Genomic DNA, 25,237 nt, shown 5'->3' with positions numbered 1-25,237 from the left:
GAGATAATGTCAATGCAATGTATAAACAGTCTTTGTCAACGCCCGGAAATGTAAGTTTCAAACGGCCAGAGACAAGAGGCCCCCGGGATGACGGATGATTTTTCCGTCCAGCTCCAGATCAATCAACACGGGGCTAACGGCGGCTGCGGGGGTTTCCAGATCACGGATCAGTTGATCCTCAGCAAGCGGGGAGGGGCCCAATCGGTCAAGGATCTGTGTGTGCAGGACTGCTGTGTCTTGCAGGCTGCGTTTGGGCGTGGGTTGCGCCTCCAGTTGCAGGTCATCTTGGGCGGGTTGAGGTGTTTCTGGTGGCAGAGCCTCAATCACATCCTCGGCGTTGCGCACAAGATGCGCGCCATCGCGCAGCAATATGTTGCAACCCGAAGCGCGGGCATCAAATGGGTGACCAGGCACGGCCAGCACGTCACGTCCTTGGTCCAATGCATTGCGTGCAGTCAAAAGTGAGCCGGACTTTGCCGCCGCCTCAATCACCACAACCGCACGGGCAATGCCGCTGATCAGCCGGTTGCGGCGGGGAAAGTGGCGCGCCTGTGGTTGCATGCCCACGGGTTGTTCAGATAGGCGCACGCCTTTTTGGGCGATTTTTTCTGCCAGATGGGTGTTCTCTGCTGGATACATAATATCCACACCGCCAGCCTGAATGGCGATGGTCCCAGTATCGATGCTGGCCGCGTGCGCGGCGGTATCGACCCCACGCGCCAGACCAGAGACAATGACGTAACCCTGCGCCGCAAGATCTGCAGCTAACCCACGTGCCATACGCAGCCCCAAAGAGGATGCATTGCGCGCGCCAACAAGTGCGATCATTGGGCGGTGTAGAACACTCAAATCTCCGATGGCCCAAACAAAAGGCGGCGCATCTGAAATTTGTTTCAGCTGTGCAGGGTAATCTGTGTCGGTGATACAAATCATCCGTGCGCTAAAGGATTTGGCGGCGTTCCATTCTTCAAGGGCAGTTTTTTCATCACAGGGCTTATAACCTTTGACCCCGGCCTTATGGGCCACATCGGGCAGGGCATCGATTGCGTCTTGCGCGCTGCCGTGTTCCTCCATCAGCCGGTAAAAGGTTGAGGGTCCAACCCGGCGGGAACGCAGCAGACGAAGCCATGATATCCTGCCATCTTTCGTGGTGGGTGAGGGTGGGCTTGGGATAGAAGGATGAACGTTTTCGGGCATCATGGCTCCGTCTGCTTGCACAATTGAGTTAAGACGGACTTGGTTAATGGGTTATGAATAAGCTCTGATTTTGTGTTTGGTATTGCGTGGTGTTAATTTAAATAATTGAGATTATTTGATAATTTTACCAAATAGATGTGCGGCATATATTGTGCAGGCTACATTTACGTCCAAAATCGTGATTTACAACTGCGCTAAAAGGGGCTGATTAATCGATTCGCGCAGTGCAAAGGGGCATTTAATCATGCCGATGTCAGGCAGCAGACCCACCTACAGTTAACCCACCTATCATCACGGTTGGCTGACCCACGCCTACTGGAACCCACTGGCCTTGCTTGCCACAGTTGCCCATGCCTGGATCAAGAGCCATGTCGTTGCCTAAAGCGCGGATGCGGTTCAACGATGTTGCTCCGTCCCCGATTAGAGTGGCACCCTTAACTGGGGCGCCGACCTTGCCGTTTTTCACGCGGTAAGCCTCAGTGCAGGAAAATACGAATTTGCCGTTGGTGATATCAACCTGTCCGCCCCCAAAGCCGACGGCGTAGATCCCATCTTTGAGATCGGCAACGATGTCCTCGGGCGCAGTATCTCCGCCCAGCATGTAGGTGTTGGTCATTCGTGGCATCGGCGCATGGGCATAGCTTTCACGGCGACCGTTACCTGTGGGGTCCACGCCCATCAGGCGGGCATTTTGTCGATCTTGCATAAAGCCAACAAGAATACCGTCTTCGATCAGGGTGTTTTTACCAGATGGTGTGCCCTCATCATCAAAGGTGATCGATCCGCGGCGATCTGGAATGGTGCCATCATCCAAAACAGTCACACCCGGTGCGGCAATGCGTTTGCCCATCAACCCGGCAAAGGCGGAGCTGCCTTTGCGATTGAAATCGCCCTCTAGCCCGTGACCAATGGCTTCGTGCAGTAAAATGCCGGGCCAACCAGAGCCGAGTACCACATCCATCACGCCTGCGGGGGCGGGTTCGGCACGCAGGTTGACGAGGGCCACGCGCAGGGCCTCATCCGCTTTCTTTTGCCAGTCTGCAGGATCGAGCAGACCATCCAACCCAACGCGACCACCGCCCCCTGCACTACCGGATTCGCGTAAACCGTTTTCCTCGACGATGACCGAGACATTAACCCGCGTCATAGGGCGGATGTCGTGTAGCTCGGTTCCGTCAGGGCGTAGAATCATCACTTCCTGATGTGAGGCGGCAATCGTGGCAGACACTTGCACAACTCGTGGATCAAGATCGCGTGCATAGGCATCGATTTGGCGTAAGGTTTCTAATTTGACCGGAAATTCTACTCCGGAGATCGGATCAACATCGGTGTACAGCCTGCGATTGGTTGGCGCGGGTGCTGGTGCCAATACGCTGTGAGCTTGTCCTACCGCCAGACGAACAGTCGAGACGGCCCGCGCCAGTGCCGCATCATTGACGTCGGAGGAATGGGCATAGCCAGTGACTTCGCCCTGAACCGCCCGCAAGCCAAATCCCTCAGATGCGTCATATGAGGCATTTTTGACACGCCCGTCTTCGAACACCAACGCTTCTGCTTTGCGACGCTCAAGAAAGATTTCACCGTCATCGGCACCGTGTGTGGCGACCTGAAGGTGCTTTAATGCTTGGTCCCGGTCCAGTGATGTCTCAAACGGGCGAAATGGGTTTTCAGTCATTTTTCAAGAGGTCCTGTTCATTTTTATCGTTGATTTGGGGCAAAAAATTGATCCAAATCAAAAAAAGTGTCCGTTTGCCGCAGTGGTCTTTCTTGTCTGTGGACGCAGAATATGGTTTTTAGCGTCGGTAGACCAATAGGAATCCGCACTTGCGCGAATCCTGAGTGTAAAAAGAGCCACGAACCGCTTCAACCGATCAGGGTATAAAATGCGACGACTTTCCAGCCTTCTGGCCATTCCGGCCGCACTGACAGCCATCCCCGCCTTTGCTCAGGACAATCTTGAGGTTCTCGGCACGCCAAAAGATGGCGGTATAGCATTTCAGCCAGCCGTAACCGAGCTGGCCAGCGATATTAATTGGCTAGACGGGATGGTTCTGGCCGTGATTACTATCATCGTTCTGTTTGTTTGTGCTTTGATGGCCATCTGTATCGTTCGCTACAATCGCAAAGCTAATCCAACACCTTCGACCTTTACGCACAATTCTCCGATTGAGGTCGCTTGGACGATCATCCCGATTATTGTGTTGATTCTGATTGGATCGTTCTCGCTACCGATTTTGTTCAAGCAGCAGGAAATCCCAGAAGGTGAAATTCACATCAAAGTGACCGGTAACCAATGGAACTGGACTTATGAATATCCAGAGCACGAGCTAGAGTTCACCAGCTATCTCGTTGATGGCGCTTATGAGATCGATGACGAAGCTGCCGGTTGGGGTTCTGATCAGCCAATGAGCCGTCCTCAGGTGCTGGATGATGTTGCTGTCCAAAAGCTTGAGTATTTCGGATACTCACGAGATGAGTTCCTACTGGCAACGGATACTGCCGTTATCGTTCCGGTCAACAAGGTTGTCGTGATGACGGTTACCGGGTCTGATGTGATCCACAGCTGGACCATCCCGGCCTTTGGTGTAAAGCAAGACGCCGTTCCAGGTCGTTTGGCACAGCTTTGGTTCAAAGCCGAAAAAGAAGGCGTTTATTTTGGTCAGTGTTCTGAGCTGTGTGGCAAAGACCACGCCTATATGCCGATCACGGTTAAAGTAGTCAGCGAAGAAACCTATGAAGCTTGGCTGAAAGCTGTGGCCGACAACGACAACGAATATGTTGATACCGCTGCGCTGAACTGAGGACTGATGCAAAGCCCCGAAGATGTTTCGGGGCCTTGAGATAACCGGACGGAAACATGAGCGACGCAAGCCTGAATGCCAGCCAGACACAAACCGGTGATGCCGGTTTTGGTGACTATTTCGCCCTGCTGAAACCGCGGGTAATGTCGCTTGTCGTCTTTACAGCCCTTGTTGGCCTGTTAGCAGCACCTGTCCCAGTGAACCCGGTTGTCGGTTTTGCGGCGATTTTATTCATTGCTGTTGGTGGCGGGGCATCTGGTGCCCTGAATATGTGGTGGGACGCCGATATTGATCGGATCATGAAGCGGACACAGGGTCGCCCGATCCCAGCCGGCCGAATCAACGAGGGCGAGGCCTTTGCATTTGGTATCACCCTGTCGGTTATGGCCGTTGTAATGCTGGGATTGGCAAGCAATCTGGTCGCTGCTGCGTTGCTGGCCTTTACGATCTTTTTCTATGTCGTGATCTATACCATGTGGCTCAAGCGCTGGACGCCGCAGAACATCGTCATTGGTGGCGCTGCAGGGGCTTTCCCTCCTATGATTGGCTGGGCGGTTGCCACGGGTGGTGTCAGCGTCGAATCAGTTCTGATGTTTGCTCTGACCTTCATGTGGACGCCGCCACACTTCTGGGCGTTGGCGCTGTTCATGAAGTCGGACTACAAAGAAGCTGGCGTGCCGATGTTGACGGTTACGCACGGCCGCCGGTCGACCCGCAAGCATATCCTCGTTTATACGCTGTTGCTGGCGCCTTTGGCGATTGGTACGGCTTTCACCGGGATCGGTGGACCGATCTATCTTGCCGTGGCTATTGTCTTGAACGCACTGTTCCTGAAAGGGGCCTGGGATATCTGGCGCCGCGATGAGACTCAGGCAGAGGCGGATGATTATAAGACTGAGAAAAAGGTTTTCGCTCTGTCGCTGTTTTATCTATTTGGCCACTTTACAGCGATCTTGTTGCAATCGGTTCTGGCCGGTTACGGGTTAGGGGGCTGGTGATGGCATTTCCACAAGAGCATGAACTGCATAAACGTCGCTTTGGCCGCAATCTGGGCTTGGGGTTGGTTCTTGCTGCGTTTGTTGCGCTGGTTTTCAGCCTGACGATTGCCAAGGTCAGCAATGAAGAATTTGCAATTCCAACAGACGAGATTACGAACTGATGGCAATGGACCCAAAAAACAAGACCGTTGTGCGCCTTGTTGGCGTCGTGGTCGTGATGGGGGGGCTGGCCTGGGCTTCGGTTCCGTTTTACGACTGGTTCTGCCGTGTTACCGGATTTGGTGGGGTGACTACAGTGGCCAGCGTGGCCTCGGACGAGGTGCTGGATCAAACGATCAAAGTGCGCTTTGACGCCTCAAGGACACGTGGCATGCCGTGGGAGTTCAAACCCATGGTGAATGAAATGGAGTTGCGGATTGGAGAAACTGGTCTGGCATTTTACGAGGCTTACAATCCGACAGATCGCCCGATTGCCGGACAGGCCAGCTATAACGTGACGCCCTACGAGGCTGGTGGATTTTTCACCAAGATCGACTGCTTTTGCTTTACCGAGCAGGTTCTGCAACCCGGTGAACGGGTCGAGATGCCTGTGACATTTTACGTTGACCCTGAAATCGTGACTGACAGAGACGCAAAATACGTCCATACGATCACTTTGGGATATACGTTTTACGAAATCGACCTGCCAGAGGCCCAGGCGGCCCTTGCGCTGGACAACGAAACCAATAAGAATCTGAACTAACAGAGCCTTCGACGAGGGATATGCAACATGGCACATGAAAAGAACCACGATTATCACATTCTGGCCCCTTCGATCTGGCCCCTGCTGGGGGCTGTTGGCGGCTTCATCATGCTGTTTGGCGCCGTATTGCTGTTCCAATGGCTGAAACTACCTGACGGTGCGTCTTCGACTGGTGGGGCCAATCCTTGGATGTTTCTGATCGGTCTGACCTTGGTGCTGTATGTGATGTTTGGCTGGTGGGGCGAAACCATCAAAGAAAACCAGATCGGCGATCACACACCTGTCGTTCTGATTGGTCTGCGTTACGGCGTGATCATGTTTATCATGTCCGAAGTGATGTTCTTTGCTGCTTGGTTCTGGGCCTTCTTCAAAAACGCCATGTATCCAATGGGACCAGACAGCCCACTCAAAGACGGCGTTTGGCCTCCGGTTGGCATTGAGACATTTGACGCTTGGCACTTGCCGCTGATCAACACGTTGATTCTGCTATGCTCGGGCTGTGCCGCTACATGGGCGCACCATGCTTTGGTACATGAAAACAACCGCGACGACATGAAATGGGGTTTGATTATTTCGGTTGCTCTGGGCGCTATCTTTACCGTGTTTCAGGCTTACGAATATAGCCACGCTGCCTTTGGTTTCTCAGGCAACATTTATGGCGCGACCTTCTTCATGGCGACAGGTTTCCACGGCTTCCACGTGATCATTGGTACGATCTTCCTGTTCATCTGCCTGCTGCGCCTGCAGCGCGGTCACTTTACCCCGACCAACCATGTTGGGTTCGAGGCGGCAGCTTGGTACTGGCACTTCGTTGATGTGGTCTGGCTGTTCCTGTTTGCTGCTGTCTACATCTGGGGCGGCTGAGCGGGTTGAATAAACCGCAATAAGGCGTAAAACCCAAAAGCGCGCGGCTATCGCGCGCTTTTGCATTTGTCAGGAGCCCACCTCGTGCGTCGCTTTATCATCCCTCTGCTTTTTGGCCTGATTGGCGCGGCGGTACTGATTAGTCTCGGCGTGTGGCAGATACAGCGACTGACATGGAAAGAAAGTATTCTGACTGAAATCGAGGGCCGGGTCACAGCGCCGCCAGTTGCCTTGCCAGATACCCCTGACGTCGAAACGGATAAATATCGTGCTGTGGTCGTAACCGGCGATGTGCTTGCTCCTTATCTTCGTGTATTAGACAGCCGCAAACGGATAGGGCCGGGATATCGTCTCATTAATGTGATGCAAGTCGGTGAACGGCGCATTTTGCTGGACCGGGGCTTTGTGACCCAGGATGAGCAACCCACTGAGGGGCGCTATGCAGACGCAACAGTGACTGGAAACTTGGTATGGCCTGATGACAAAAACTCATCGACACCAGAACCGGATCTGGAACAGAACTTGTGGTTCGCCCGTGATGTTGATGCAATGGCTGCGGTACTGGATGCCGAGCCGACATTAATCGTCGCGCGCGAAACGTCGTTTTACGACACACCGGTGACGCCGCTGCCCGTCGACAGAATCAGCATTCCTAATGATCACTTGGAATATGCAATTACCTGGTTTTCGCTCGCGGCCATCTGGCTGGTGATGACCGGCTATTTTATCCGGCGCATGCGCCACAAACCTGAAGGCACTGAGACATGAGATATATCTCGACCCGGGGTCAGGCCCCTGAACTGAGCTTTGAAGAGGCGATGCTGAGCGGCTTGGCACGTGACGGTGGCCTTTACCTGCCACAAAGCATCCCACAACTGAGCCATGGTGAGATTGCCGCATTGGCCGGGCAGAGCTATGAAGAAGTCGCATTCAGAATCATGCGACCTTATGTGGGAGACGCTTTCACGGATGACGAATTTCGCGGTATCATTGCTCGTGCATACGAAGGTTTTGGCCACGCGGCGCGCGCGCCACTGAAGCAACTCGATAGTGGGCATTTCCTGCTGGAACTGTTCCACGGCCCGACGCTGGCGTTCAAAGATTTCGCGATGCAGCTGATCGGTCAACTGTTTGAGTTTTCGCTCAAACGCTCAGGCAATAGGGTCTGCATCGTTGGGGCCACCAGTGGTGATACTGGGTCTGCCGCTATTGAGGCCTTTCGTGGACTGGATGCTGTGGATGTCTTTATCCTTTATCCACATGGCCGCGTGTCCGAAGTGCAGCGCCGCCAGATGAGCACCCCGTCCGAGGATAATGTGCACGCGTTGGCGCTGACCGGTCACTTTGATGATTGTCAGGCACGGGTCAAAGACATGTTCAATGACTTTGCGTTCCGCGACACTGTCGGACTTGCTGGCGTAAACTCAATCAACTGGGCGCGGGTTCTGGCGCAGGTGGTCTATTACTTCACCTCTGCTGTCAGCCTTGGCGCACCGCACCGCAAAGTCAGCTTTACTGTGCCCACGGGCAACTTCGGTGACATCTTTGCTGGCTACATCGCCAAGCGTATGGGGCTTCCGATTGATCGGCTGGTTGTCGCGACCAACCAAAATGATATCCTGCATCGCTGCCTGAGCGGAGAGGGGTATACCCCGGACGGCGTGATCCCCTCGATTAGCCCGTCAATGGATATTCAGGTGAGCTCCAATTTTGAGCGGGCATTGTTTGAAGCCTATGACCGTGACGGTGCTGCTGTCGCGCAGCTGATGAATGAACTGAAAACAGGTGGCTTCAACGTCAGCCAGGGCGCGCTGCAGGCACTGCGTGAAAACTACGATAGTGGTAATTGTTCAGAAGGTGAAACCCGAGCCACTATTGGTCGTGTCATGCAGCAAAGTGCCGAGCTGTTATGCCCGCACGGTGCCATTGGGGTGAAGGTTGCAGATGAGCAACGCAGCGCTGATGTGCCAATGATTACCCTTGCAACAGCGCATCCCGCCAAGTTTCCGGCGGCAGTGGAGGAGGCCAGCGGCATACATCCCCCCTTGCCCGACCGTATGTCGGACCTGTATGAGCGTTCAGAACGTATCACCCGGGTTGAGAATGATCTTGGTGAAATTGAAACGCTGATTAAGGAGCGGACCGGGAATTGACGGTTAACCTGACAACATTGCCGAACGGATTCCGAGTCGTCTCGGAACATATGCCGGGGCTGCAATCCGCAGCCATAGGCGTTTGGGTTCTGGCTGGTGCGCGGCACGAGAATGCCGCGCAAAACGGCATTGCCCACTTTCTTGAGCATATGGCTTTCAAAGGCACGAAAACACGCTCAGCCTTACAAATTGCTGAGGCGATAGAGGACGTCGGTGGATACATCAACGCCTATACTTCGCGTGAGGTAACAGCCTATTATGTTCGCGTTCTCGAAAATGACGTGCCTCTGGCCTTGGATGTGGTCGCGGATATCCTGCGCAATCCTGTGTTTGACCCCGATGAGATCGAGATCGAGCGTGGCGTAATTTTGCAAGAAATTGGTCAGGCACTTGATACGCCGGATGATATTATTTTCGACTGGCTGCAGGAAAAAGCCTACCCTGATCACCCGCTAGGGCGGACGATTTTGGGACCAGAGGATCGTGTGCGCTCCTTTAGTCGTGAAGATCTGGAGCGGTTTATTGCGCAGCAGTATCAGCCGGGGCAGATGATTTTGTCTGCAGCAGGTGCAGTTGATCACGATACGTTGGTTGCTGCGGCAGAGCAGCTCTTTGGCGATATGCAGGCCTCGCCTGTTGTTATCCCATCGGCAGCACAATTTTCGGGTGGTGAAAGTCGCACGATCAAGTCGCTGGAACAGGCCCATTTTGCCATGGCATTTGAGGGCCCTGACTATATGGATCAGCGCATTCATGCGGCGCAGATTTATGCATCCGCACTTGGTGGGTCGATGTCGTCGCGTCTGTTTCAAGAGGTCCGCGAAAAGCGTGGGCTGTGTTATACGATCTACGCGCAGGCCGGGGCCTATGCCGATACGGGCATGATGACGATTTATGCGGGTACCTCTGGTGATCAGATGGCTGGCCTTGCACAGATCACTGTTGATGAAATGAAACGTGCCGCTGATGACATGAGTACGGTTGAGGTTGAGCGTGCACGCGTGCAGATGAAGGCCGGGTTGTTGATGGGTTTGGAAAGCCCCTCGAACCGTGCGGAACGTCTGGCACGTATGTTGCAGATCTGGGGGCGTATACCGGATCTGAGCGAAGTGGTGCAACAAATCGATGCGGTTGAGCTGTCGGATGTGCGGGATCTGGCAGAGAATATGGCTGTGAAGGCCCGTGCGGCCTTGGCGCTTTATGGTCCGGTTGAGACCGCACCGACACTGGAGGCATTGCAGGAAAGGCGTGCCGCCTGATGTTTCTGCCGCGCCGTAAAGTCAAGATCGAGACCGAACGTCTGACCTTGCGTGCACCGGTAATGCAAGACTATCACGCTTGGTCGATGTTGCGCGAACAAAGTGCTGACTATCTTATCCCGTGGGAACCACAATGGTCTACGGATCATCTGGCGCGACGCGGTTTCACAAATCGGGTGTACTGGGCGCAAAAGTCGATCAGCAATGAAACCGCAGTTCCGTTGTTTTTGATCCGGCGCGAGGATCAGATGCTTATGGGGGCGATCACGTTGGATAATATCCGCCGTGGGCCCGCGCAGGCTGGGACGCTGGGCTATTGGACTGGTCAGTCGTTTGCACGGCAAGGATATATGCGCGAAGCGATTGAGGCGGTCGTGCATCATGCCTTCGAGCGGCTGGACTTGAGCCGGATCGAAGCCGCCTGTCTGCCGGAAAATGCGGCTTCGCGTGGATTACTGGAAAAAACCGGTTTCAAATACGAAGGCGTTGCGCAAAGCTATTTGCAAATCAATGGACGCTGGCGCACGCATGTCTTGTATGCGTCTTTGCGAGGGGATCGGCGCGGCCGGACCGACGCGGGGTAGGGGGGATTCCCTTACCCGTCGCTGCGCGCCTACCCCGGAGTAATTGGGGAAAGATGAAGAGCCAAATGACCACAGTCAGGAGTATTTATGGCGCTTAATCCTGCCGATGACCAATTTGTTGAGACATTGCGAGGCGTTTTGCCTGCAGATGCGTTGCGCGTGGTTGAACCACGTTATCTGGAGGAGCCGCGCGGTCGATGGACGGGGCAGGCGGGGTGCGTGGTTGCGCCTGAGCGGGTTGAGGAAGTGGCAGTTGTCGTGCGTCGTGCTGCGGAGGCCCGGGTGCCGATTGTTCCTTATAGTGGTGGTACTGGACTGGTTGGCGGGCAAGTGCTTTCGGATGGGCCTGCGCCAGTGCTTTTGAGCCTTGAACGGATGAACAAGATCCGCGCGGTATTTCCCGAAGAAAACACGATGGTGGTTGAGGCCGGGGTCATCCTCTCGGATCTACAGGATTCTGCGCAGGAGGCTGACCGTCTATTTCCATTGTCTATTGCGGCCAAAGGGTCGGCGCGGTTGGGCGGGTTGTTATCGACCAATGCGGGGGGGGTGAATGTATTGCGCTATGGTAATGCGCGTGATTTATGCCTGGGGCTTGAGGCAGTTATGCCTGATGGTCAGATTTGGCATGGGCTGAAACGCCTTCGTAAAGACAACATGGGTTATGATCTTCGCAATTTGTTGATTGGATCCGAGGGTACATTGGGGGTGATCACCGCTGCGTCGCTCACATTAAGTCCGCGTCCGGCGGCGCAGGGCACCGCGTTGATAGTTGTTCCAGGCCCGGAGGCAGCTTTACGTCTGTTGGCAATGGCGCAGGCGCAATTGGGCGAAGGGATCAGCGGGTTTGAGTTGATTGCGCGGACCGGGTTGGAGTTTTTGAAAGAAACTATGCCCGGGTTGCGTCAGCCGTTTAGCGAACTTCCAGACTGGTTTGTGCTGATTGATCTGGGTCTGGCGCAGGGGCAGGATCCGGCGCAGGCATTAGAGCAGCTGTTTGCGCGGGCCCTACAAGATGAGTTGGTCCGCGATGGGATCATTGCCCAGTCCGAGGCGCAGAGACAGGAATTTTGGACCCTGCGCGAGCAAATCCCGGAAGGGAATAAGCGCATAGGGTCAATCAGTTCGCATGACATATCGGTGCCGATGGGGGTGATCCCTGCGTTCATCATAGAGGCGGAACAAAGGTTGGCCAAACTGGGCACCTTTCGGATCAATTGCTTTGGTCATCTTGGTGACGGCAATCTGCATTTCAACGTCTTCCCACCAAAAGGGCAAAAGCGCGAGACGTATCGAGACCTGAGGGAACAGGTGCAACGTACGGTGCATGATCTGGTACATGAAATGGGTGGATCTGTCAGCGCCGAGCACGGTGTGGGGAGGTTGAAAGTGCCGGATGTGGAACGTTATGAGGATCCAGTAAAATTGCAGATGATGCGGGCGATCAAAGCCGCATTTGACCCACGCGGGATCATGAACCCCGGGGCAGTCTTGCGTAACCTGTCTGATCAATAGCTGTCATTTTGTCTTTGGGTATTCCTGCGCAGGCAGAGTTTCAGGACAAACTGACCGCTGTACCGACGAATGGCGGAAGCGGCAGTAACAGCTCCGATTTTTTGCTGTTCTTGCGCGAACTTACCCGCTAACCGTGGAACAAGATTTTGGGGTGGGCCCCTTCAGAATGTAGGAGATGCCCGAAAGATATGTCCGAGCTTTGGCAGGGAATAACACAAGCCTTATGGCTGTTGATCACGTTGGATACAGATCTGATTGAGATCACGTTGCGCTCGCTTCAGGTGACGCTGACGGCTTTGACCGTTGCCTGTGTAATGGCCTTGCCATTGGCTGCCTTTCTGGTGGTGCGCCGGTTTCGATATCGCCGGGCGACAATTGCGGTGATGAATGCGTTGATGGGGCTTCCGCCGGTCGTCGTAGGGCTTGTGGTCTATGTCTTTCTTTCGCGGTCAGGGCCATTTGGGGTGTTTGGTTTGCTGTTCACGCCGACGGCGATGGTGATTGCGCAGGTGATTATTATCGTGCCGTTGATTGCCTCGATTGCACATCAGTCACTGCGTGAATTGTGGGCGGAGTATCATGACCTGCTGATTTCACTAAATACAACGCAACGCCAGAGGATTGGAACGTTGCTGTGGGATGCTCGGCGCGCGCTGCTGACGGCGGCCCTAGCGGGCTTTGGGCGTGGTATTGGTGAGGTTGGGGCGATTATGATCGTCGGCGGCAATATTGACCACGCCACCCGGGTATTGACCACCGCGATTGCACTAGAAACCGGAAAAGGTGACTTTGCCTTGGCACTGGCGCTAGGCTTTGTTCTGATTGCCCTAGCGGTTGCGGTTAACCTGATGATCCACTGGTTAAGTCAGACGGAGACGGAGGGGCGCTGGTGAGTAACATGTTCCCTTTGACTGTGAAGGGCGGGGTTGTGCGCCGCCGGGGTAAAACACTGGTTGGGCCAGTGGATCTTAGCCTGCAGGCGAGTGGCGTCACCATGGTGATCGGGCCAAATGGATCAGGCAAAACCAGCCTGCTCAAGATGCTGCACGGCATTGTCCGGTTAAGCGAGGGGCAGGTGCATTGGTCTTGCTCAAAGCAGGAGGCGCAGCGCAGGCAAGGTTTTGTGTTTCAAACGCCGGTAATGTTGCGACGCACGGTCCTGGAGAATTTGACCTATCCATTGTTGTTGCTGGAAGTGCCTAAAGCTGAGGCACGTGAAAAGGCGGTTCATTGGGCCGGGCGTATTGGGTTGGCTGACGCTACTGATCGGCAGGCCACTGTGTTGTCGGGCGGCGAGCGGCAGAAATTGGCATTGGCGCGGGCGTTGATCCGCACGCCGGATTTGCTGTTTCTGGATGAGCCCTGTGCTTCGCTGGACGGGCGGGCCATTCGTGAGATCGAAGAGATCTTGCAAGACGCGGCACAGGGCGACACTCGCATCATCATGTCGACCCATGACATGGGACAGGCGCGGCGATTGGCGACTGAGGTGATATTTATGTTGCACGGAAAAGTGCATGAATTCAGCCCAGCTGAAGGTTTTTTTACCGAAGCTGCCACAGTGCAGGCGCGAGCGTTTCTAAATGGCGATATCGTGGAATAGAGGATGGATAAGCGATGTTGAAATGGATAGTTGGTACGGCTTTCTCTCTTGTTCTGGGAACGGGCGTTTGGGCCGAAGAGATGAGACTGGCAGTCACCACCTCGTTTCACAACTCGGGTTTGGCCGAGGTTCTATTGCCGGAGATTGCCAAGGACACGGGCATCGAGGTCCAGCTTCTAGTGGTTGGCACCGGGCAAGCCCTGCGGCTGGGTGCGGCAGGGGACGTTGATGCGATATTGGTGCATGCCAAGGCTGCAGAGGAACAATTCGTGAAAGATGGCAATGCCCCGCATCGGACCGAGATCATGTATAATGACTTTGTGATCATTGGCCCGGCGGGTGACCCGGCACGGGTGGGTAGCGCGCAGACAGCTACCGAAGCCCTACAGCAAATTGCAACGCTTCAAGCCGGTTTCGTGAGCCGCGGCGATGATAGCGGCACCCACAAAAAAGAGCTTAGCCTCTGGCAGGCCGCAGATGTTGCCCCAGAGAACACATGGTACAAGGCCGTGGGCGCAGGCATGGGCGCGGCGCTCAACACGGCATCGGGGTTGAATGCGTACATTCTGTCAGATCGCGCCAGTTGGCTGAACTTTGGCAATAAGGGGGAGCTGGAGCTGTTGTTTGCAGGTGATCCCGTGTTGTTCAATCAATATGCCTACCTGCCCGTGAGCGCAGAGAAACATGGGCATGTGAACGCTGAACTGGCTCTGCAACTCGAGGATTGGCTGACGTCAGGTCGGGCGAAGGAGCTGATCGATGGGTATCGCCTCGAAGGGGAGCAGTTGTTTACGTTCAATGCAGAGTGAAGAGGTCTTTCTTCTACTCTTCCAATGACCCATGGATAGCAAACTGATCTAATCCGGCATCTTGCGGTTCAATAATGCGAAAGCTTTCTCTGACACCAGCTTCGGTTAGCTCACGGGCAACAGTCAGGAGCGTGTTTGGGCGGTGATCTTCGCAAAGGTCGGCCATTTGATCCAGTTCTGATTGTGCCACGGGCAGGGCCGTTGCCAGATCTGGTGCGCCGTAGAGATCAACGAAATGCTGTGCAAGCGTGCCGACCAAAACATCCTGTTCAACTGGCTCAATCTGGGTGATCGCCACAAAGGTGACGCGCCCAAAAGTTTCCAACCCCAGCCAGCCATTGGAAAAGGCTTGGCGTGGCTTGCCGGTCAAATCACCCTCGCCCCAGTTGGAAAACTCGAACCCGCCGGACACACACCATTCGCCAGTGCGTGCGGGGTTGGCATAAACACGGGTGTCGCTTTCGTCGAAATGGATGGCGCGTGCCAGTTTCATTTGCTGTGCTCCAAGATTTTGCTGAGGGGGATCAGGTGAGTGGTTTCATCTTCGCGCAGTAGCATGCCGAAGTTTTCATCCACGCCAATAAATGTGCCAGACAGGCCGTTTTGTGAGGTTTCCTGATCAATACCCTGTGCCAGTCCGCACCATTCAGCGTGCAGCGCGCGATTGCCATCGTCTTCCCATCGGGTGATCCAATTCAATGTATGGCGGGCCCAGCTTTCTAGCAGAGTGGTGGCATCGATATCGGCGCAGCCTTCGTTATATAGCGCGGTCTGATCCGGGGTGTCGCCGGGGCTTTCACCCATTTGCATCAATGGCAGCTCCAGCCCGATGACAAGCCAGTCAGGTTCTAACGCAGGGTCAGTATCGCCTGCCGCCGCGCGCAACCGCCCACAAGTGGCACCGTTAATGCGCAGCCCGCCGCTCCATTCCAGATGCACGGCGACCTCAGGTGGGGCCAATGCCCCCAAAGCGTTCTGAAACCCCACGCCGCAAGCAGGCAGCATTGCCATCGCCTGTTCTAAAGGAACCTCGGGGGCCATGACCAGTGCTGCGGCCAACCGGTTGGCCGCCACATGATAGATGACCAAACCCGGATCACAGCCCTGTGCAGCCATTGTGCAGGCTTTCTCAAAGGGCTCTATCCCGGCTTCGACAAGTTGCCCTGACATGAGGGGGGGGAAGCGTGCGGTGTTCATGCGATTCCTTGTGCCACCAACTGCTTGGCGATATCGCGAAACGCTTGGGCTTGCGCACTTTCTGGTTTGGAAACCACAATTGGCGCTCCACCATCTGCCGCCAACCGGATATCAAGATGCAGGGGCACTTCTGCCATCAAGGGTACGCCCAGCTTTTCGGCTTCGGCTTTGACACCGCCGTGACCAAAGACATGTTCCTCGTGCCCGCATTGGGAGCAAATATGTGTCGACATGTTTTCGATCATGCCCAACACAGGCACGTTCAGCTGGTTGAACATGTCGATGCCTTTGCGCGCATCCAAGAGCGCGACATCCTGCGGTGTGGAGACAACGATGGCACCATCGACCACCGTCTTTTGTGCCAGTGTCATTTGCACATCCCCGGTGCCGGGGGGCAGGTCAACCAACAGGCAATCTAAAGCACCCCATTGCACCTGCATCAACATCTGTTGCAAGGCCCCCATCAGCATGGGGCCACGCCAGACAACCGCCTGTCCCTCGTTTGTCATCAATCCGATTGACATCATAGTGACACCGTGATTGCGAAGGGGCAGAATAGTTTTCCCATCCGGGCTGGCGGGGCGACCGGACACACCAAGCATCCGCGGCTGGCTGGGGCCGTAAACATCGGCATCCAAAAGACCTACGCGCCGTCCTTCGGCGGCCAGCGCGCAAGCCAGATTGGAAGATACCGTTGATTTTCCAACGCCGCCTTTTCCAGAGGCAATGGCGATGATGTGTTTCACACCGGGGACACGCTCGGGCCCTTGTGGGGCAGCATGTTGTTGTGGTTTTAAGTCGGGCGGCGGGGTCTTGGCCGCATGCGCGGTAAGCACGGCAGAGACCTCAGACACTCCTAACGCTTTAACAGCGGTCTCAGCGGCGTCCCGTACTGGGGCGTAAGTCTCGGCTTTGGCGGGATCGACTTCCAGCACAAAGCGTACGGTATTCCCATCAACGTTTAGGGCGCGGCTGATGCCCGCGGCGACAATGTCATTGCCCGATACCGGATCTTTTACCTGCTTTAATGCGGTCAGAACCGCCTCTCGCGTAATGCTCACTCTATGCCTCGCCTTTGATCGTGCCGGTTACCACATGTTCCACATCCAGGCCGTCAATGGTCAGCACCATTTTGGCCTCAAATTCTTGCCCGGCGTGGGTACCGGATGTGCGCAGCCCATCCTCAATTGCCTGCTGCGAGGTGACCCCCACCTGCTTGAGGAATTTGCGCATCGACATGTTGAACTCATCGCTCATCTCATATCTCCCTTTTGCTGTGATATTGACGCAGGCGGTTGGATTTTCCTACCCTTGGTCATGCGTCTGTTTCGTTTGAGAATGGTTTTTGTCTATCATTGGGCCCTGATTGTGCTGATGACGACACAGCTGTCTGCGGCTGAAGGGTTTCGTCTGGCAGTGCCTGAAATCATGATTGAAACTGGCTTTCTCAAGCATTTGTTACCCCGGTTTTCGCTCAAGACAGGCGTCCGGATAGAGGTGGTCAAAGAGGGAGCGGCGGCAGAGGTCCGACTGCTGCAACAAGGGGGTGGACGTACAATCTTCATTGGCTCATCCGGTCCTTGGTTGTTGCAGATCGAGACACCGGATCATGCCGGGGCGGCTCGGTTTTCTGACTGGCTGATGTCTGAGGTTGGCCAACGTACGATCACCGCGTTCAAAATCGATGGTACGGTGCTTTTTCACCTGCCGGGTCCGGCACAAATTGAGGTGGCTGAAGTCCATTTTGACGGAGATGTCAGTGAAGGGGCTAAGCTGTCGGTTTTGCATTGCGGGCGTTGTCACACAGTGAATGAGGCTACAAAATTCAGTGCAATCGGTTCGACACCGTCTTTTGCTGTGTTGCGCACGATGGAAGACTGGGACCTGCGGTTTCAAAGCTTCTACCTTCTGAACCCGCACCCAGCGTTTACTCAGATTGCCGCTGTGACCGATCCATTCCCGATCGACCGCCCTCCACCGATTATCCCGGTCGAGCTGACGATTGCAGAATTCGAGGCGATACTCGCCTATGTGTCGGTGATTCCACCGGCTGACTTGGGCGCACCTTTGCAACATCAATGATCGCGGCGCTTGCTGAAATAGTCTTCGGTCATGCGCACGCGTGGACGTTCACCGGCCGCCAAGGGATTGTCTGTGGTTTTGAACTGAGCGCGAACACGGCAGTCATCGCACATTTGAATCATGCGCAGAGCTTCGGGATTAGTAAACATCGCGTGGTTACCGGCCAGTTTATCGGTGATTTTTTCAATCGTTGATTTGACGCCAAACAATACCCCACACTCGACACAAGCAAAGGGCTCCTCCTCGTTCAAGACCACCTGCGATAGCGCTTCATCCGTCAGGTTCAGGCGAGGTTCATAGGAAATGGCATCCTCTGGGCAGATGTTAGAGCATAGTCCACATTGCAAACAGGCATCTTCCTGAAAGCGCAACTGCGGCAGATCAGGGTTATCAACCAGCGCGCCAGAGGGACATAATGAAACACAGCTCAAGCATAGGGTGCAGGCATCGGTGTCAACCAGCACGGCACCATATGGGGCATCATTTGGTAAGGGCAAAGAATCTGCGCCCGGGTGTATGGCTTGTGCACTGAGACGGGCCACCTGACGGCGGTTTCCCATTGGCAGTACAGGATCCGGGCAACAGATTGTTGGCGCGGGGGCATTATACAGTAATTCGCACAGCAGGTCGGGGTCATTGACGTCGAAGACATTGATCTGGTTCTCTCCTGCCATGGCGCGGGCAAGGGGCACTTCCCGGTTCAGGGCATCACGTTCGGTTCCCGGGGATAATAACAATATCACATCGACAAAGCCTGAAGCCAACGCTGCCAGAATTTCTGCGTGGCCAAAGCCTGCTAGGGCTGCGACCTCTAGGGGAATCACATCTGCAGGCAGACCCCGGCCGTGCCGTGCGGCAAGTTTTATCATGTCCCGGCCAAAGCTTTGATCGCAGACCAACAGACGTGGAGCGTCTCCCCCGGCTTTACGGTAGGCTGATGATAAAGTATGGATGCGTCTGAATAAAGCGTCGGGTGGTGGGGCGTCATAGGTGATCGCGCCTGATGGGCAGAGTGCTGCACAGGACCCACATCCAGCGCATGTCATAGGGTCAATGCTAACATGATCACCATCCGGTGAAATTGCGCCGGTTGGACAGATAGCCAAGCAGTTGGAGCAGCCGGTCTGTTCAGCACGCGAATGGGCGCAAATGAGTGGCTCTAAGGCTACATATAGCGGCTTTTCAAAGGTTCCGATCAGTTGCGATGCTTCCAATATCGCATCAGCTACTGCGGGTATGCTACCGGGATCGGCACGCAGATATCCTTCGCGCTTTTCAGGGGCTGGAAACAAAGGGGTCTCGCCGCTTAGGTCAAGAATGACATCGCACTCGCTTTGTCCACCATCACGCGGAGCAGACCACTGTAGGGGGCCACGCCCACCGGGTTGTACCTGTTGCAGAGCATCGATCCGTACCTTGAATTGGCCTAACGTACCACTTGCACGATTTAGCTGTCCTAGGATCACATCGAAATTTCTGGTGTCAGGGGGCTCAACTCTATCGGTCAACAGGGTTGTTACACTTAGGAACGCTGCCAGTTTTTCGGCTGCTGGCAGGGCCACATTAGCCGGACCTATAATGAAGCACAGCCCCTCTGATATAACATCCACTGTTTTTTCGGCGGGAGTGTCCAATGTGGCCTCAGCTAAAAGAGCGGCCATTTTGGGCAGTTTTGAACGGGGGTCGTCCGACCATCCAGCCCGATCTCGCAAGTCCACCAAGGGGGGGGGAGCTTGCCCGATCTCTTCTGCAATTTCGGCAAAAACGCGGGCTTCTTGTTGGCAACAAATTATTGCCTCACCCGAGGCAATGGCCTGTGCCGCACTGTTGGTTTCCCCCATGCACAGACCAGAATACACCTTTGAGCAAGGTAGACCTGTCGCGGCTTCAAGTGCTGCACTGTCTATCATGTGGGTTTCTGAACAGTTGCATAGAATCAGTTGCTTAGGCATGTTTTTGTGGCTCTTGATTTGGCTGGATTACACCCGCATATGCGGAATTCCTTGTTAAGCTTAGGCACGTTTCTAACCGATCGTAAACATGATTTCTGATTTTGAGCAGGTGCAGACAAGCGGCAGGGTAATTCCTGATTGATTCTGTTTTTTCGCTCAGTTCAACCCCCAGTTACAGGCAATGTCGCGGCGCCTTTCGGTCATTTTGTCCGGATGTCTGGCGTTGCCCTCATAGGGTTACCCAAATTGTCCACGGTTTTGGATTGTGTGCGGTGACACGCATATTTTTCTTTGAGTGGTCTAAAAACTGAACCAATCTTTATTCCAAGCAAGCCCTTGAGTGTCGCCAGCTGGAAAGAACAAGGAATGATCCGAAATCCCGATATGTATGATGCAATGCCGCTGGGGATAGTGGTGCGACGCACCCCCGGGGTGACGCGTTGGGAAAAATGGATCTGGAGCGCTGTGGCTGTTTTGCCTGGTGCCGAACCTTCCGACTGGCGCGTTCTGCGGCAAGAAGGCGAGATTACCGAATATCATGCAGCGACCTTGATGCTTGAATTGCATGGCGCCGAAACGGAGGCGTATCTGCATGGCTTGTCGGCCAAGGTGCCCTCGGTCTATGCGGTTTTACGTGCGGAGGGGAATGGCCCGATTTCGCTGTCCGCAGTGTTGGTAACGGCGTCCCCATATGAGGCGCAGGACTATGCGGATAATGGCGAGGATATCGTCGAGAAAATCCCGATGCCTGCTGGCTTGATTGCTTGGGTCCGGGATTTTGCTGAGACGCATCATGAAGATGAAGTATTCGTAAAGCGCCGCAGGGATCGTTTGAATGTGGATCAGGTCGAGGATGGCATTGGTGATGCGCGTATTCCGCAGGTAGCCGATGTATACCGCGCGCCGGGTGCTGCCAGAAAGGAGCGCTTGCAATGACAAAGCCGCAAGATTTCTGGTCACGCCGCAGGGCAGCAGTCCAAAGCGAGGTCGAATCTGACGCTCGCGCTGAAGACATCCGCACGGAACAGTTCATTGCGCAACAGCAGGCCGAAAAAACAGATGAGGAATTACTTGAAGAACTGGGATTGCCAGATCCGGATGCCTTGGGTGCTGGTGATGATTTTCAGGCGTTCATGGCGAAAGCTGTTCCTGATCGCCTGCGCCGCCGGGCGTTGCGCCGCCTATGGTTGACGGATCCAACGTTGGCAAACCTTGATGGACTAATCGACTACGGCGAAGACTTCACCGACAGTGCGACGGTGATCGAGAATTTGCAGACTGCCTATCAGGTCGGCAAGGGCATGATGTCACACGTCGAAGAAATGGCACGAGAACGTTCAGAGGAAGATACGTCTACAGATAGCCTTGCCATGGATGAGGAATCTAGTGCCACTGTACCGGTTATTGAGGTGGAGAATGCCACTCAGGAAAAAGGACTGGTATCAGAATCCGGCGCTGCTTCACAGCCGTCAAAAGAATTCGCTGTTGCCGAGGCTGACAAGCCGCCGGAACCTGCAGTTTCGCACCGCCGCATGCAGTTCGCCTTTGAAGGGCAACCCGGGGGCACGGCATGAGCACACAAGAGGTTTTGATGTCAGATACCGTTGATACGCCATCAATTGCGACCGAGGACCGCCTGCGCGCTGATCTTTATGATTTTCTGGGCCTGCTTTTGGCTCGCCCGCCCGAGCAAAGCCTGTTGTCGCAGAGTGCGGCGCTGTCAGGCGATGATAGCGTACTAGGGATAGCTGTGGCTGGGCTTGCACGGGTTGCAAAACTTAGCAAACCGCAAGCGGTTGAGCGTGAATTCAATGCGCTTTTTGTCGGTCTGGGCCGGGGTGAGTTGCTGCCCTACGCCAGCTATTACATGACCGGATTTTTGAATGAGAAACCACTCGCGGCACTTCGGCGTGACATGGCCGCGCGAGGGATGACGCGCGCGCCAAACGTCTATGAACCCGAAGACAATATCGCCTCTTTGATGGAGATGATGGCAGGGCTAATCAGCGGGCGGTTTGGACAGACGGCGACGTTGAAAGAGCAGCAAACATTCTTTGCCAAGCACATTGGCCCTTGGGCCGGGCATTTTTTCACAGATCTTGAGGCGGCTAAAAATTCGGTTCTGTACGCTTCGGTCGGCGCTGTCGGTCGAGTGTTTATGGAGATCGAAGTTGAGGCCTTTAGGATGAGTTCAACGTAAATGCGGAGCGATCCGTGAAGGGCTCGGGGAGAAGGGCCTCGACCATAACCAAAGGGAGGAAAGCAAAATGACCAAGCAAGCGGAAACCACAGCAAGTCGGCGTGATTTCCTGAAACTGGCGGGTGCCGGAGCACCTGTTGCTGCGGCGGCTGCCGTTACGGCAGGCGGAACCGCCGCTGAGGCTGCAGAGCCTGACCTGTCATCTGACAAGATGCAGGATACCGCGCATACGCGCGCTTATTTCGACAGCGCCCGGTTCTGAATGGTCCGGACGATGTGAGACGTTGCTGACGACTGGTTGCGATTGGCCCGACAGATCAGCGAATAAACTTAGTACCCAGCCACCCCAATCGGGGGCGCTCAGGGAGGAGAGATAAAATGCTTAGGAAAAAGACCAATGGGGTTGCGAGAGGCCCCCGGCGGACAAGTATCCTGTCTGAGGTCGCGGAAACATCCGTTGACCGCCGTGCGTTTTTGCGCGGCTCAGGCCTGGCCATTGGTGGCCTTGCCGCAATTGGCGCAACTGGCGGGTCTGTGACCCGTGCAAATGCACAAACCGCTGCGACACAGGCAGTTGAAACTGTCAAATCTGTCTGCACGCACTGCTCGGTCGGCTGTACTGTTGTTGCCGAAGTCAGCAATGGTGTCTGGGTCGGGCAGGAGCCGGGGTGGGACAGTCCGTTCAATCTGGGTGCGCACTGTGCCAAGGGCGCTTCGGTGCGTGAACATGCCCATGGTGAACGTCGACTCAAATACCCGATGAAGAAAGAAGGCGGGGAATGGAAACGCATCAGTTGGGAACAGGCGATTAACGAGATCGGCGACGGCATGATGAACATCCGCGATGAAAGCGGGCCCGACAGCGTCTATTGGCTGGGATCAGCCAAGCACAATAACGAACAGGCCTATCTGTTCCGCAAATTCGCCGCTTATTGGGGTACAAATAATGTCGATCACCAAGCACGGATTTGCCACTCGACCACTGTTGCGGGCGTAGCCAACACATGGGGCTACGGCGCCATGACCAACTCTTACAATGATATTCACAAAAGCCGTGCGATCTTTGTCATTGGTGGCAATCCAGCTGAGGCACACCCCGTCTCGTTGCTGCATTTGCTGCGTGCGAAAGAACAAAATAATGCGCCGCTCATTGTGTGTGACCCACGCTTTACTCGCACGGCGGCCCATGCTGATGAATATGTGCGCTTCCGCCCCGGCACCGACGTGGCGCTGGTTTGGGGGATCTTGTGGCATATCTTTGAAAACGGCTGGGAGGACAAAGAATTTATCCGCACCCGTGTCTGGGGCATGGATCAGATCCGCGAAGAGGTTGCTCAGTGGAATCCAGAAGAGGTCGAGCGTGTTACTGGCACGCCGGGATCGCAGCTTGAGCGTGTTGCCCGAACGATGGCGAATAATCGTCCCGGCACCGTGATCTGGTGTATGGGAGGCACACAGCACACCAATGGCAACAACAACACACGTGCTTACTGTGTGCTGCAGCTTGCACTGGGCAACATGGGCACGTCGGGTGGCGGCACAAACATCTTCCGCGGCCACGACAACGTTCAAGGTGCCACAGACCTTGGTGTTCTGAGCCATACACTGCCGGGTTACTATGGCCTGTCGGCAGGGGCTTGGGGACATTGGGGCCGCGTTTGGGGTGAAGATCCTGAGTGGCTGGCGGGTCAGTTCGACAGCATCAAGGACAAAGACGGCAACGACGCGTCTTTGCAAAACCTCAAAGGTATCCCTGTCAGCCGTTGGATCGACGGTGTGCTGGAAGATGTTGAAAACATAGATCAGCCCAACAAGGTGCGTGCCATGGTTTTGTGGGGTCATGCGCCCAACTCGCAGACCCGTGGTAAGGAAATGAAAACGGCGATGGAAAAGCTGGATATGCTGGTCGTGGTTGACCCCTATCCAACCGCCTCTGCCGTGATGCATGACCGTACTGATGGCGTTTATCTGCTGCCAGCCTGTACACAGTTTGAAACGCGTGGCTCTGTCACCGCATCGAACCGTTCACTGCAATGGCGAGACCGGGTTGTCGAGCCGCTGTTTGAAAGCCTCCCGGATGAGGTAATCATGGCCAAGTTTGCCAACAAGTTTGGCTGGGCCGACCGGCTCTTCCGCAATATCGAAATGGACGACGCGGAAACCCCGAATGTCGAAAGTATCACGCGTGAGATCAACGCAGGTATGTGGACAGTGGGTTACACTGGGCAATCGCCCGAGCGTATCAAACTGCATATGGCGAATCAGCATACCTTTGATCGCACTACGCTTCAGGCCATTGGTGGCCCGGCGGATGGCGATTACTACGGGATGCCATGGCCATGTTGGGGTACGGCGGAAATGGGTCACCCCGGTACGCCAAACCTTTATGACATGTCCAAGCCGGTTTCCAAAGGTGGTCTGACGTTCCGCGCCCGTTTCGGGGTAGAGCGCGATGGTGATAATCTGCTCGCCGAGGGTGTCTTCTCCGAAGGGTCAGAAATCCAAGACGGTTATCCCGAGTTCACCATGCAAATGCTGATGGATCTGGGTTGGGATGGCGATCTGACGGATGAGGAACGTGCCGCGATTGACGCTGTGGCCGGAGCCAAAACCAACTGGAAAACTGACCTTTCAGGTGGGATCCAGCGCGTTGCGATTCAGCACGAGTGTGCGCCATTTGGTAATGCCAAGGCGCGCGCTGTTGTTTGGACATTCCCTGATCCGGTGCCGATCCACCGCGAACCGCTTTATACACCGCGGCGCGATCTGGTGGCGGATTACCCGACCTACGAGGACCGTCAGGCTTACCGCCTGCCAACGCTCTATGCGTCTATCCAGAAGAACGATTTCTCCCAAGACTATCCGATCATCCTAACCTCCGGCCGGTTGGTCGAATACGAGGGCGGTGGCGAGGAATCCCGTTCAAACCCCTGGTTGGCAGAGTTGCAGCAGGACATGTTCGTTGAGATCAATCCACGCGATGCCAACAACTACGGTGTGCGCGACGGTGAACAGGTTTGGGTCGAAGGAGCGGAAGGTGCCAAGGTCAAAGTCATGGCCATGGTTACCAACCGTGTGGGTGAAGGCGTGGCCTTCATGCCGTTCCACTTTGCCGGTCACATGGAGGGTGTGGATCTAAGGGATAAATATCCCGACGGTGCTGACCCCTATGTCTTGGGTGAAGCGGCGAACACCGCGATGACCTACGGCTACGATTCAGTCACGCAGATGCAAGAGAGCAAAGTGTCTCTTTGCAAAATCAGCGCAGCATAAGGAGAAAG

General features: G+C 55.0%; 26 protein-coding genes. 19 read left to right on the top strand and 7 right to left on the bottom strand.

Annotated features, from left to right (window positions below; translation table 11 throughout):
- Positions 1-57: 57 nt before the first annotated feature.
- Positions 58-1,197, bottom strand: a complete 1,140-nt coding sequence (gene dprA / locus D9A02_RS17995; protein ID WP_254054671.1) for a DNA-processing protein DprA — start codon at positions 1,195-1,197, stop codon at positions 58-60.
- Positions 1,198-1,450: 253 nt separating this feature from the next.
- Positions 1,451-2,872: a metalloprotease TldD gene (tldD, locus tag D9A02_RS17990; RefSeq protein ID WP_120502247.1), complete on the bottom strand. Its 1,422-nt coding sequence runs from the start codon at positions 2,870-2,872 to the stop codon at positions 1,451-1,453.
- A gap of 208 nt (positions 2,873-3,080) precedes the next feature.
- Between tldD and coxB the strand changes: the two genes are divergently transcribed.
- From coxB to D9A02_RS17930, 13 genes are all read left to right on the top strand, one after another.
- Positions 3,081-3,998 (top strand): cytochrome c oxidase subunit II, encoded by a 918-nt coding sequence (gene coxB, locus D9A02_RS17985; RefSeq protein WP_120502246.1) that lies wholly within the window; start codon positions 3,081-3,083, stop codon positions 3,996-3,998.
- A gap of 56 nt (positions 3,999-4,054) precedes the next feature.
- Entirely contained in the window at positions 4,055-4,996 is a 942-nt protein-coding gene (gene cyoE, locus D9A02_RS17980) for a heme o synthase (RefSeq protein WP_120502245.1), read from the top strand.
- Positions 4,996-5,157: a hypothetical protein gene (locus D9A02_RS19280; RefSeq protein WP_162933125.1), complete on the top strand. Its 162-nt coding sequence runs from the start codon at positions 4,996-4,998 to the stop codon at positions 5,155-5,157. Before cyoE ends, D9A02_RS19280 begins: the two co-directional genes overlap by 1 nt.
- Entirely contained in the window at positions 5,157-5,738 is a 582-nt protein-coding gene (locus D9A02_RS17975; RefSeq protein WP_120502244.1) for a cytochrome c oxidase assembly protein, read from the top strand. Before D9A02_RS19280 ends, D9A02_RS17975 begins: the two co-directional genes overlap by 1 nt.
- Before the next feature lie 27 nt (positions 5,739-5,765).
- Positions 5,766-6,602 carry a cytochrome c oxidase subunit 3 gene (locus tag D9A02_RS17970; protein ID WP_120502243.1) on the top strand — a complete coding sequence of 279 codons (837 nt, stop codon included), beginning with the start codon at positions 5,766-5,768 and terminating at the stop codon, positions 6,600-6,602.
- 84 nt (positions 6,603-6,686) lie between these two features.
- Complete coding sequence (locus tag D9A02_RS17965) at positions 6,687-7,370, top strand: SURF1 family protein (protein WP_120502242.1); 684 nt, start codon at positions 6,687-6,689, stop codon at positions 7,368-7,370.
- Entirely contained in the window at positions 7,367-8,755 is a 1,389-nt protein-coding gene (gene thrC / locus D9A02_RS17960) for a threonine synthase (RefSeq protein ID WP_120502241.1), read from the top strand. The genes D9A02_RS17965 and thrC overlap by 4 nt, the downstream gene beginning before the upstream one ends.
- The gene (locus D9A02_RS17955; protein WP_120502240.1) at positions 8,752-10,014 is read left to right on the top strand and encodes a pitrilysin family protein; all 1,263 of its coding nucleotides are present in this window, start codon (positions 8,752-8,754) and stop codon (positions 10,012-10,014) included. The genes thrC and D9A02_RS17955 overlap by 4 nt, the downstream gene beginning before the upstream one ends.
- The gene (locus tag D9A02_RS17950) at positions 10,014-10,598 is read left to right on the top strand and encodes a GNAT family N-acetyltransferase (protein ID WP_120502239.1); all 585 of its coding nucleotides are present in this window, start codon (positions 10,014-10,016) and stop codon (positions 10,596-10,598) included. Before D9A02_RS17955 ends, D9A02_RS17950 begins: the two co-directional genes overlap by 1 nt.
- A gap of 87 nt (positions 10,599-10,685) precedes the next feature.
- Positions 10,686-12,113, top strand: a complete 1,428-nt coding sequence (locus D9A02_RS17945; RefSeq protein ID WP_120502238.1) for an FAD-binding oxidoreductase — start codon at positions 10,686-10,688, stop codon at positions 12,111-12,113.
- Positions 12,114-12,301: 188 nt separating this feature from the next.
- Positions 12,302-13,006, top strand: coding sequence for an ABC transporter permease (locus D9A02_RS17940; protein WP_120502237.1), 705 nt, complete (start codon positions 12,302-12,304; stop codon positions 13,004-13,006).
- 5 nt (positions 13,007-13,011) lie between these two features.
- Positions 13,012-13,716, top strand: coding sequence for an ATP-binding cassette domain-containing protein (locus tag D9A02_RS17935; protein WP_120502236.1), 705 nt, complete (start codon positions 13,012-13,014; stop codon positions 13,714-13,716).
- Between the two features lie 14 nt (positions 13,717-13,730).
- Positions 13,731-14,525 (top strand): substrate-binding domain-containing protein, encoded by a 795-nt coding sequence (locus D9A02_RS17930; protein ID WP_120502235.1) that lies wholly within the window; start codon positions 13,731-13,733, stop codon positions 14,523-14,525.
- Positions 14,526-14,538: 13 nt separating this feature from the next.
- Here the strand turns inward: D9A02_RS17930 and D9A02_RS17925 are convergent, their stop codons facing one another.
- From D9A02_RS17925 to D9A02_RS17910, 4 genes are read right to left on the bottom strand one after another with little or no spacing between them, the layout of a single operon-like run.
- Positions 14,539-15,018, bottom strand: a complete 480-nt coding sequence (locus D9A02_RS17925; RefSeq protein ID WP_120502234.1) for a DUF6505 family protein — start codon at positions 15,016-15,018, stop codon at positions 14,539-14,541.
- Positions 15,015-15,722: a biotin/lipoate--protein ligase family protein gene (locus D9A02_RS17920; RefSeq protein ID WP_120502233.1), complete on the bottom strand. Its 708-nt coding sequence runs from the start codon at positions 15,720-15,722 to the stop codon at positions 15,015-15,017. The genes D9A02_RS17925 and D9A02_RS17920 overlap by 4 nt, the downstream gene beginning before the upstream one ends.
- A complete protein-coding gene (locus D9A02_RS17915; RefSeq protein WP_120502232.1) occupies positions 15,719-16,783 on the bottom strand; it encodes an Mrp/NBP35 family ATP-binding protein in 1,065 nt (354 codons plus the stop codon). Before D9A02_RS17915 ends, D9A02_RS17920 begins: the two co-directional genes overlap by 4 nt.
- A gap of 1 nt (position 16,784) precedes the next feature.
- A complete protein-coding gene (locus tag D9A02_RS17910) occupies positions 16,785-16,979 on the bottom strand; it encodes a DUF6494 family protein (protein ID WP_120502231.1) in 195 nt (64 codons plus the stop codon).
- Positions 16,980-17,096: 117 nt separating this feature from the next.
- Here D9A02_RS17910 and D9A02_RS17905 point away from each other — a divergent pair, with 117 nt between their 5' ends.
- Entirely contained in the window at positions 17,097-17,804 is a 708-nt protein-coding gene (locus D9A02_RS17905) for a hypothetical protein (protein ID WP_254054670.1), read from the top strand.
- Here D9A02_RS17905 and D9A02_RS17900 read toward each other — a convergent pair.
- Entirely contained in the window at positions 17,798-19,756 is a 1,959-nt protein-coding gene (locus D9A02_RS17900) for a 4Fe-4S binding protein (RefSeq protein WP_120502229.1), read from the bottom strand. The two genes, D9A02_RS17905 and D9A02_RS17900, sit on opposite strands and share 7 nt — an antisense overlap.
- 366 nt (positions 19,757-20,122) lie before the next feature.
- Between D9A02_RS17900 and D9A02_RS17895 the strand changes: the two genes are divergently transcribed.
- From D9A02_RS17895 to D9A02_RS17875, 5 genes are all read left to right on the top strand, one after another.
- Positions 20,123-20,692: a DUF3305 domain-containing protein gene (locus D9A02_RS17895; RefSeq protein ID WP_254054669.1), complete on the top strand. Its 570-nt coding sequence runs from the start codon at positions 20,123-20,125 to the stop codon at positions 20,690-20,692.
- Entirely contained in the window at positions 20,689-21,330 is a 642-nt protein-coding gene (locus tag D9A02_RS17890) for a DUF3306 domain-containing protein (protein WP_120502228.1), read from the top strand. Before D9A02_RS17895 ends, D9A02_RS17890 begins: the two co-directional genes overlap by 4 nt.
- Positions 21,327-21,956: a molecular chaperone gene (locus tag D9A02_RS17885; protein WP_120502227.1), complete on the top strand. Its 630-nt coding sequence runs from the start codon at positions 21,327-21,329 to the stop codon at positions 21,954-21,956. The genes D9A02_RS17890 and D9A02_RS17885 overlap by 4 nt, the downstream gene beginning before the upstream one ends.
- A 67-nt stretch (positions 21,957-22,023) precedes the next feature.
- Entirely contained in the window at positions 22,024-22,218 is a 195-nt protein-coding gene (locus D9A02_RS17880) for a twin-arginine translocation pathway signal protein (RefSeq protein ID WP_120502226.1), read from the top strand.
- Positions 22,219-22,334: 116 nt separating this feature from the next.
- A complete protein-coding gene (locus D9A02_RS17875) occupies positions 22,335-25,229 on the top strand; it encodes a formate dehydrogenase subunit alpha (protein ID WP_120502225.1) in 2,895 nt (964 codons plus the stop codon).
- The last annotated feature ends 8 nt before the right edge of the window (positions 25,230-25,237 follow it).

Origin of the sequence: Roseovarius sp. EL26, assembly GCF_900327775.1 — a bacterium.
GTDB lineage: Bacteria > Pseudomonadota > Alphaproteobacteria > Rhodobacterales > Rhodobacteraceae > Roseovarius.
The sequence above is the reverse complement of the archived record's forward strand: the minus strand, read 5'-3'. Positions and strand labels throughout refer to the sequence as shown.

Excerpts from the sequence above, each read along its gene's own strand:
- D9A02_RS17950 (WP_120502239.1), top strand. The coding sequence starts at position 10,014 with ATGTTTCTGCCGCGCCGTAAAGTCAAGATCGAGACCGAACGTCTGACC.
- D9A02_RS17920 (WP_120502233.1), bottom strand. The coding sequence starts at position 15,722 with ATGAACACCGCACGCTTCCCCCCCCTCATGTCAGGGCAACTTGTCGAA.
- coxB (WP_120502246.1), top strand. The coding sequence starts at position 3,081 with ATGCGACGACTTTCCAGCCTTCTGGCCATTCCGGCCGCACTGACAGCC.
- D9A02_RS17885 (WP_120502227.1), top strand. The coding sequence starts at position 21,327 with ATGAGCACACAAGAGGTTTTGATGTCAGATACCGTTGATACGCCATCA.
- D9A02_RS17905 (WP_254054670.1), top strand. The coding sequence starts at position 17,097 with ATGACGACACAGCTGTCTGCGGCTGAAGGGTTTCGTCTGGCAGTGCCT.
- D9A02_RS17925 (WP_120502234.1), bottom strand. The coding sequence starts at position 15,018 with ATGAAACTGGCACGCGCCATCCATTTCGACGAAAGCGACACCCGTGTT.
- dprA (WP_254054671.1), bottom strand. The coding sequence starts at position 1,197 with ATGCCCGAAAACGTTCATCCTTCTATCCCAAGCCCACCCTCACCCACC.
- D9A02_RS17880 (WP_120502226.1), top strand. The coding sequence starts at position 22,024 with ATGACCAAGCAAGCGGAAACCACAGCAAGTCGGCGTGATTTCCTGAAA.
- D9A02_RS17930 (WP_120502235.1), top strand. The coding sequence starts at position 13,731 with ATGTTGAAATGGATAGTTGGTACGGCTTTCTCTCTTGTTCTGGGAACG.
- D9A02_RS17935 (WP_120502236.1), top strand. The coding sequence starts at position 13,012 with ATGTTCCCTTTGACTGTGAAGGGCGGGGTTGTGCGCCGCCGGGGTAAA.
- D9A02_RS17875 (WP_120502225.1), top strand. The coding sequence starts at position 22,335 with ATGCTTAGGAAAAAGACCAATGGGGTTGCGAGAGGCCCCCGGCGGACA.
- D9A02_RS17940 (WP_120502237.1), top strand. The coding sequence starts at position 12,302 with ATGTCCGAGCTTTGGCAGGGAATAACACAAGCCTTATGGCTGTTGATC.
- thrC (WP_120502241.1), top strand. The coding sequence starts at position 7,367 with ATGAGATATATCTCGACCCGGGGTCAGGCCCCTGAACTGAGCTTTGAA.
- D9A02_RS19280 (WP_162933125.1), top strand. The coding sequence starts at position 4,996 with ATGGCATTTCCACAAGAGCATGAACTGCATAAACGTCGCTTTGGCCGC.
- D9A02_RS17910 (WP_120502231.1), bottom strand. The coding sequence starts at position 16,979 with ATGAGCGATGAGTTCAACATGTCGATGCGCAAATTCCTCAAGCAGGTG.
- D9A02_RS17900 (WP_120502229.1), bottom strand. The coding sequence starts at position 19,756 with ATGCCTAAGCAACTGATTCTATGCAACTGTTCAGAAACCCACATGATA.
- D9A02_RS17890 (WP_120502228.1), top strand. The coding sequence starts at position 20,689 with ATGACAAAGCCGCAAGATTTCTGGTCACGCCGCAGGGCAGCAGTCCAA.
- D9A02_RS17895 (WP_254054669.1), top strand. The coding sequence starts at position 20,123 with ATGATCCGAAATCCCGATATGTATGATGCAATGCCGCTGGGGATAGTG.
- D9A02_RS17945 (WP_120502238.1), top strand. The coding sequence starts at position 10,686 with ATGGCGCTTAATCCTGCCGATGACCAATTTGTTGAGACATTGCGAGGC.
- D9A02_RS17975 (WP_120502244.1), top strand. The coding sequence starts at position 5,157 with ATGGCAATGGACCCAAAAAACAAGACCGTTGTGCGCCTTGTTGGCGTC.
- tldD (WP_120502247.1), bottom strand. The coding sequence starts at position 2,872 with ATGACTGAAAACCCATTTCGCCCGTTTGAGACATCACTGGACCGGGAC.
- cyoE (WP_120502245.1), top strand. The coding sequence starts at position 4,055 with ATGAGCGACGCAAGCCTGAATGCCAGCCAGACACAAACCGGTGATGCC.
- D9A02_RS17970 (WP_120502243.1), top strand. The coding sequence starts at position 5,766 with ATGGCACATGAAAAGAACCACGATTATCACATTCTGGCCCCTTCGATC.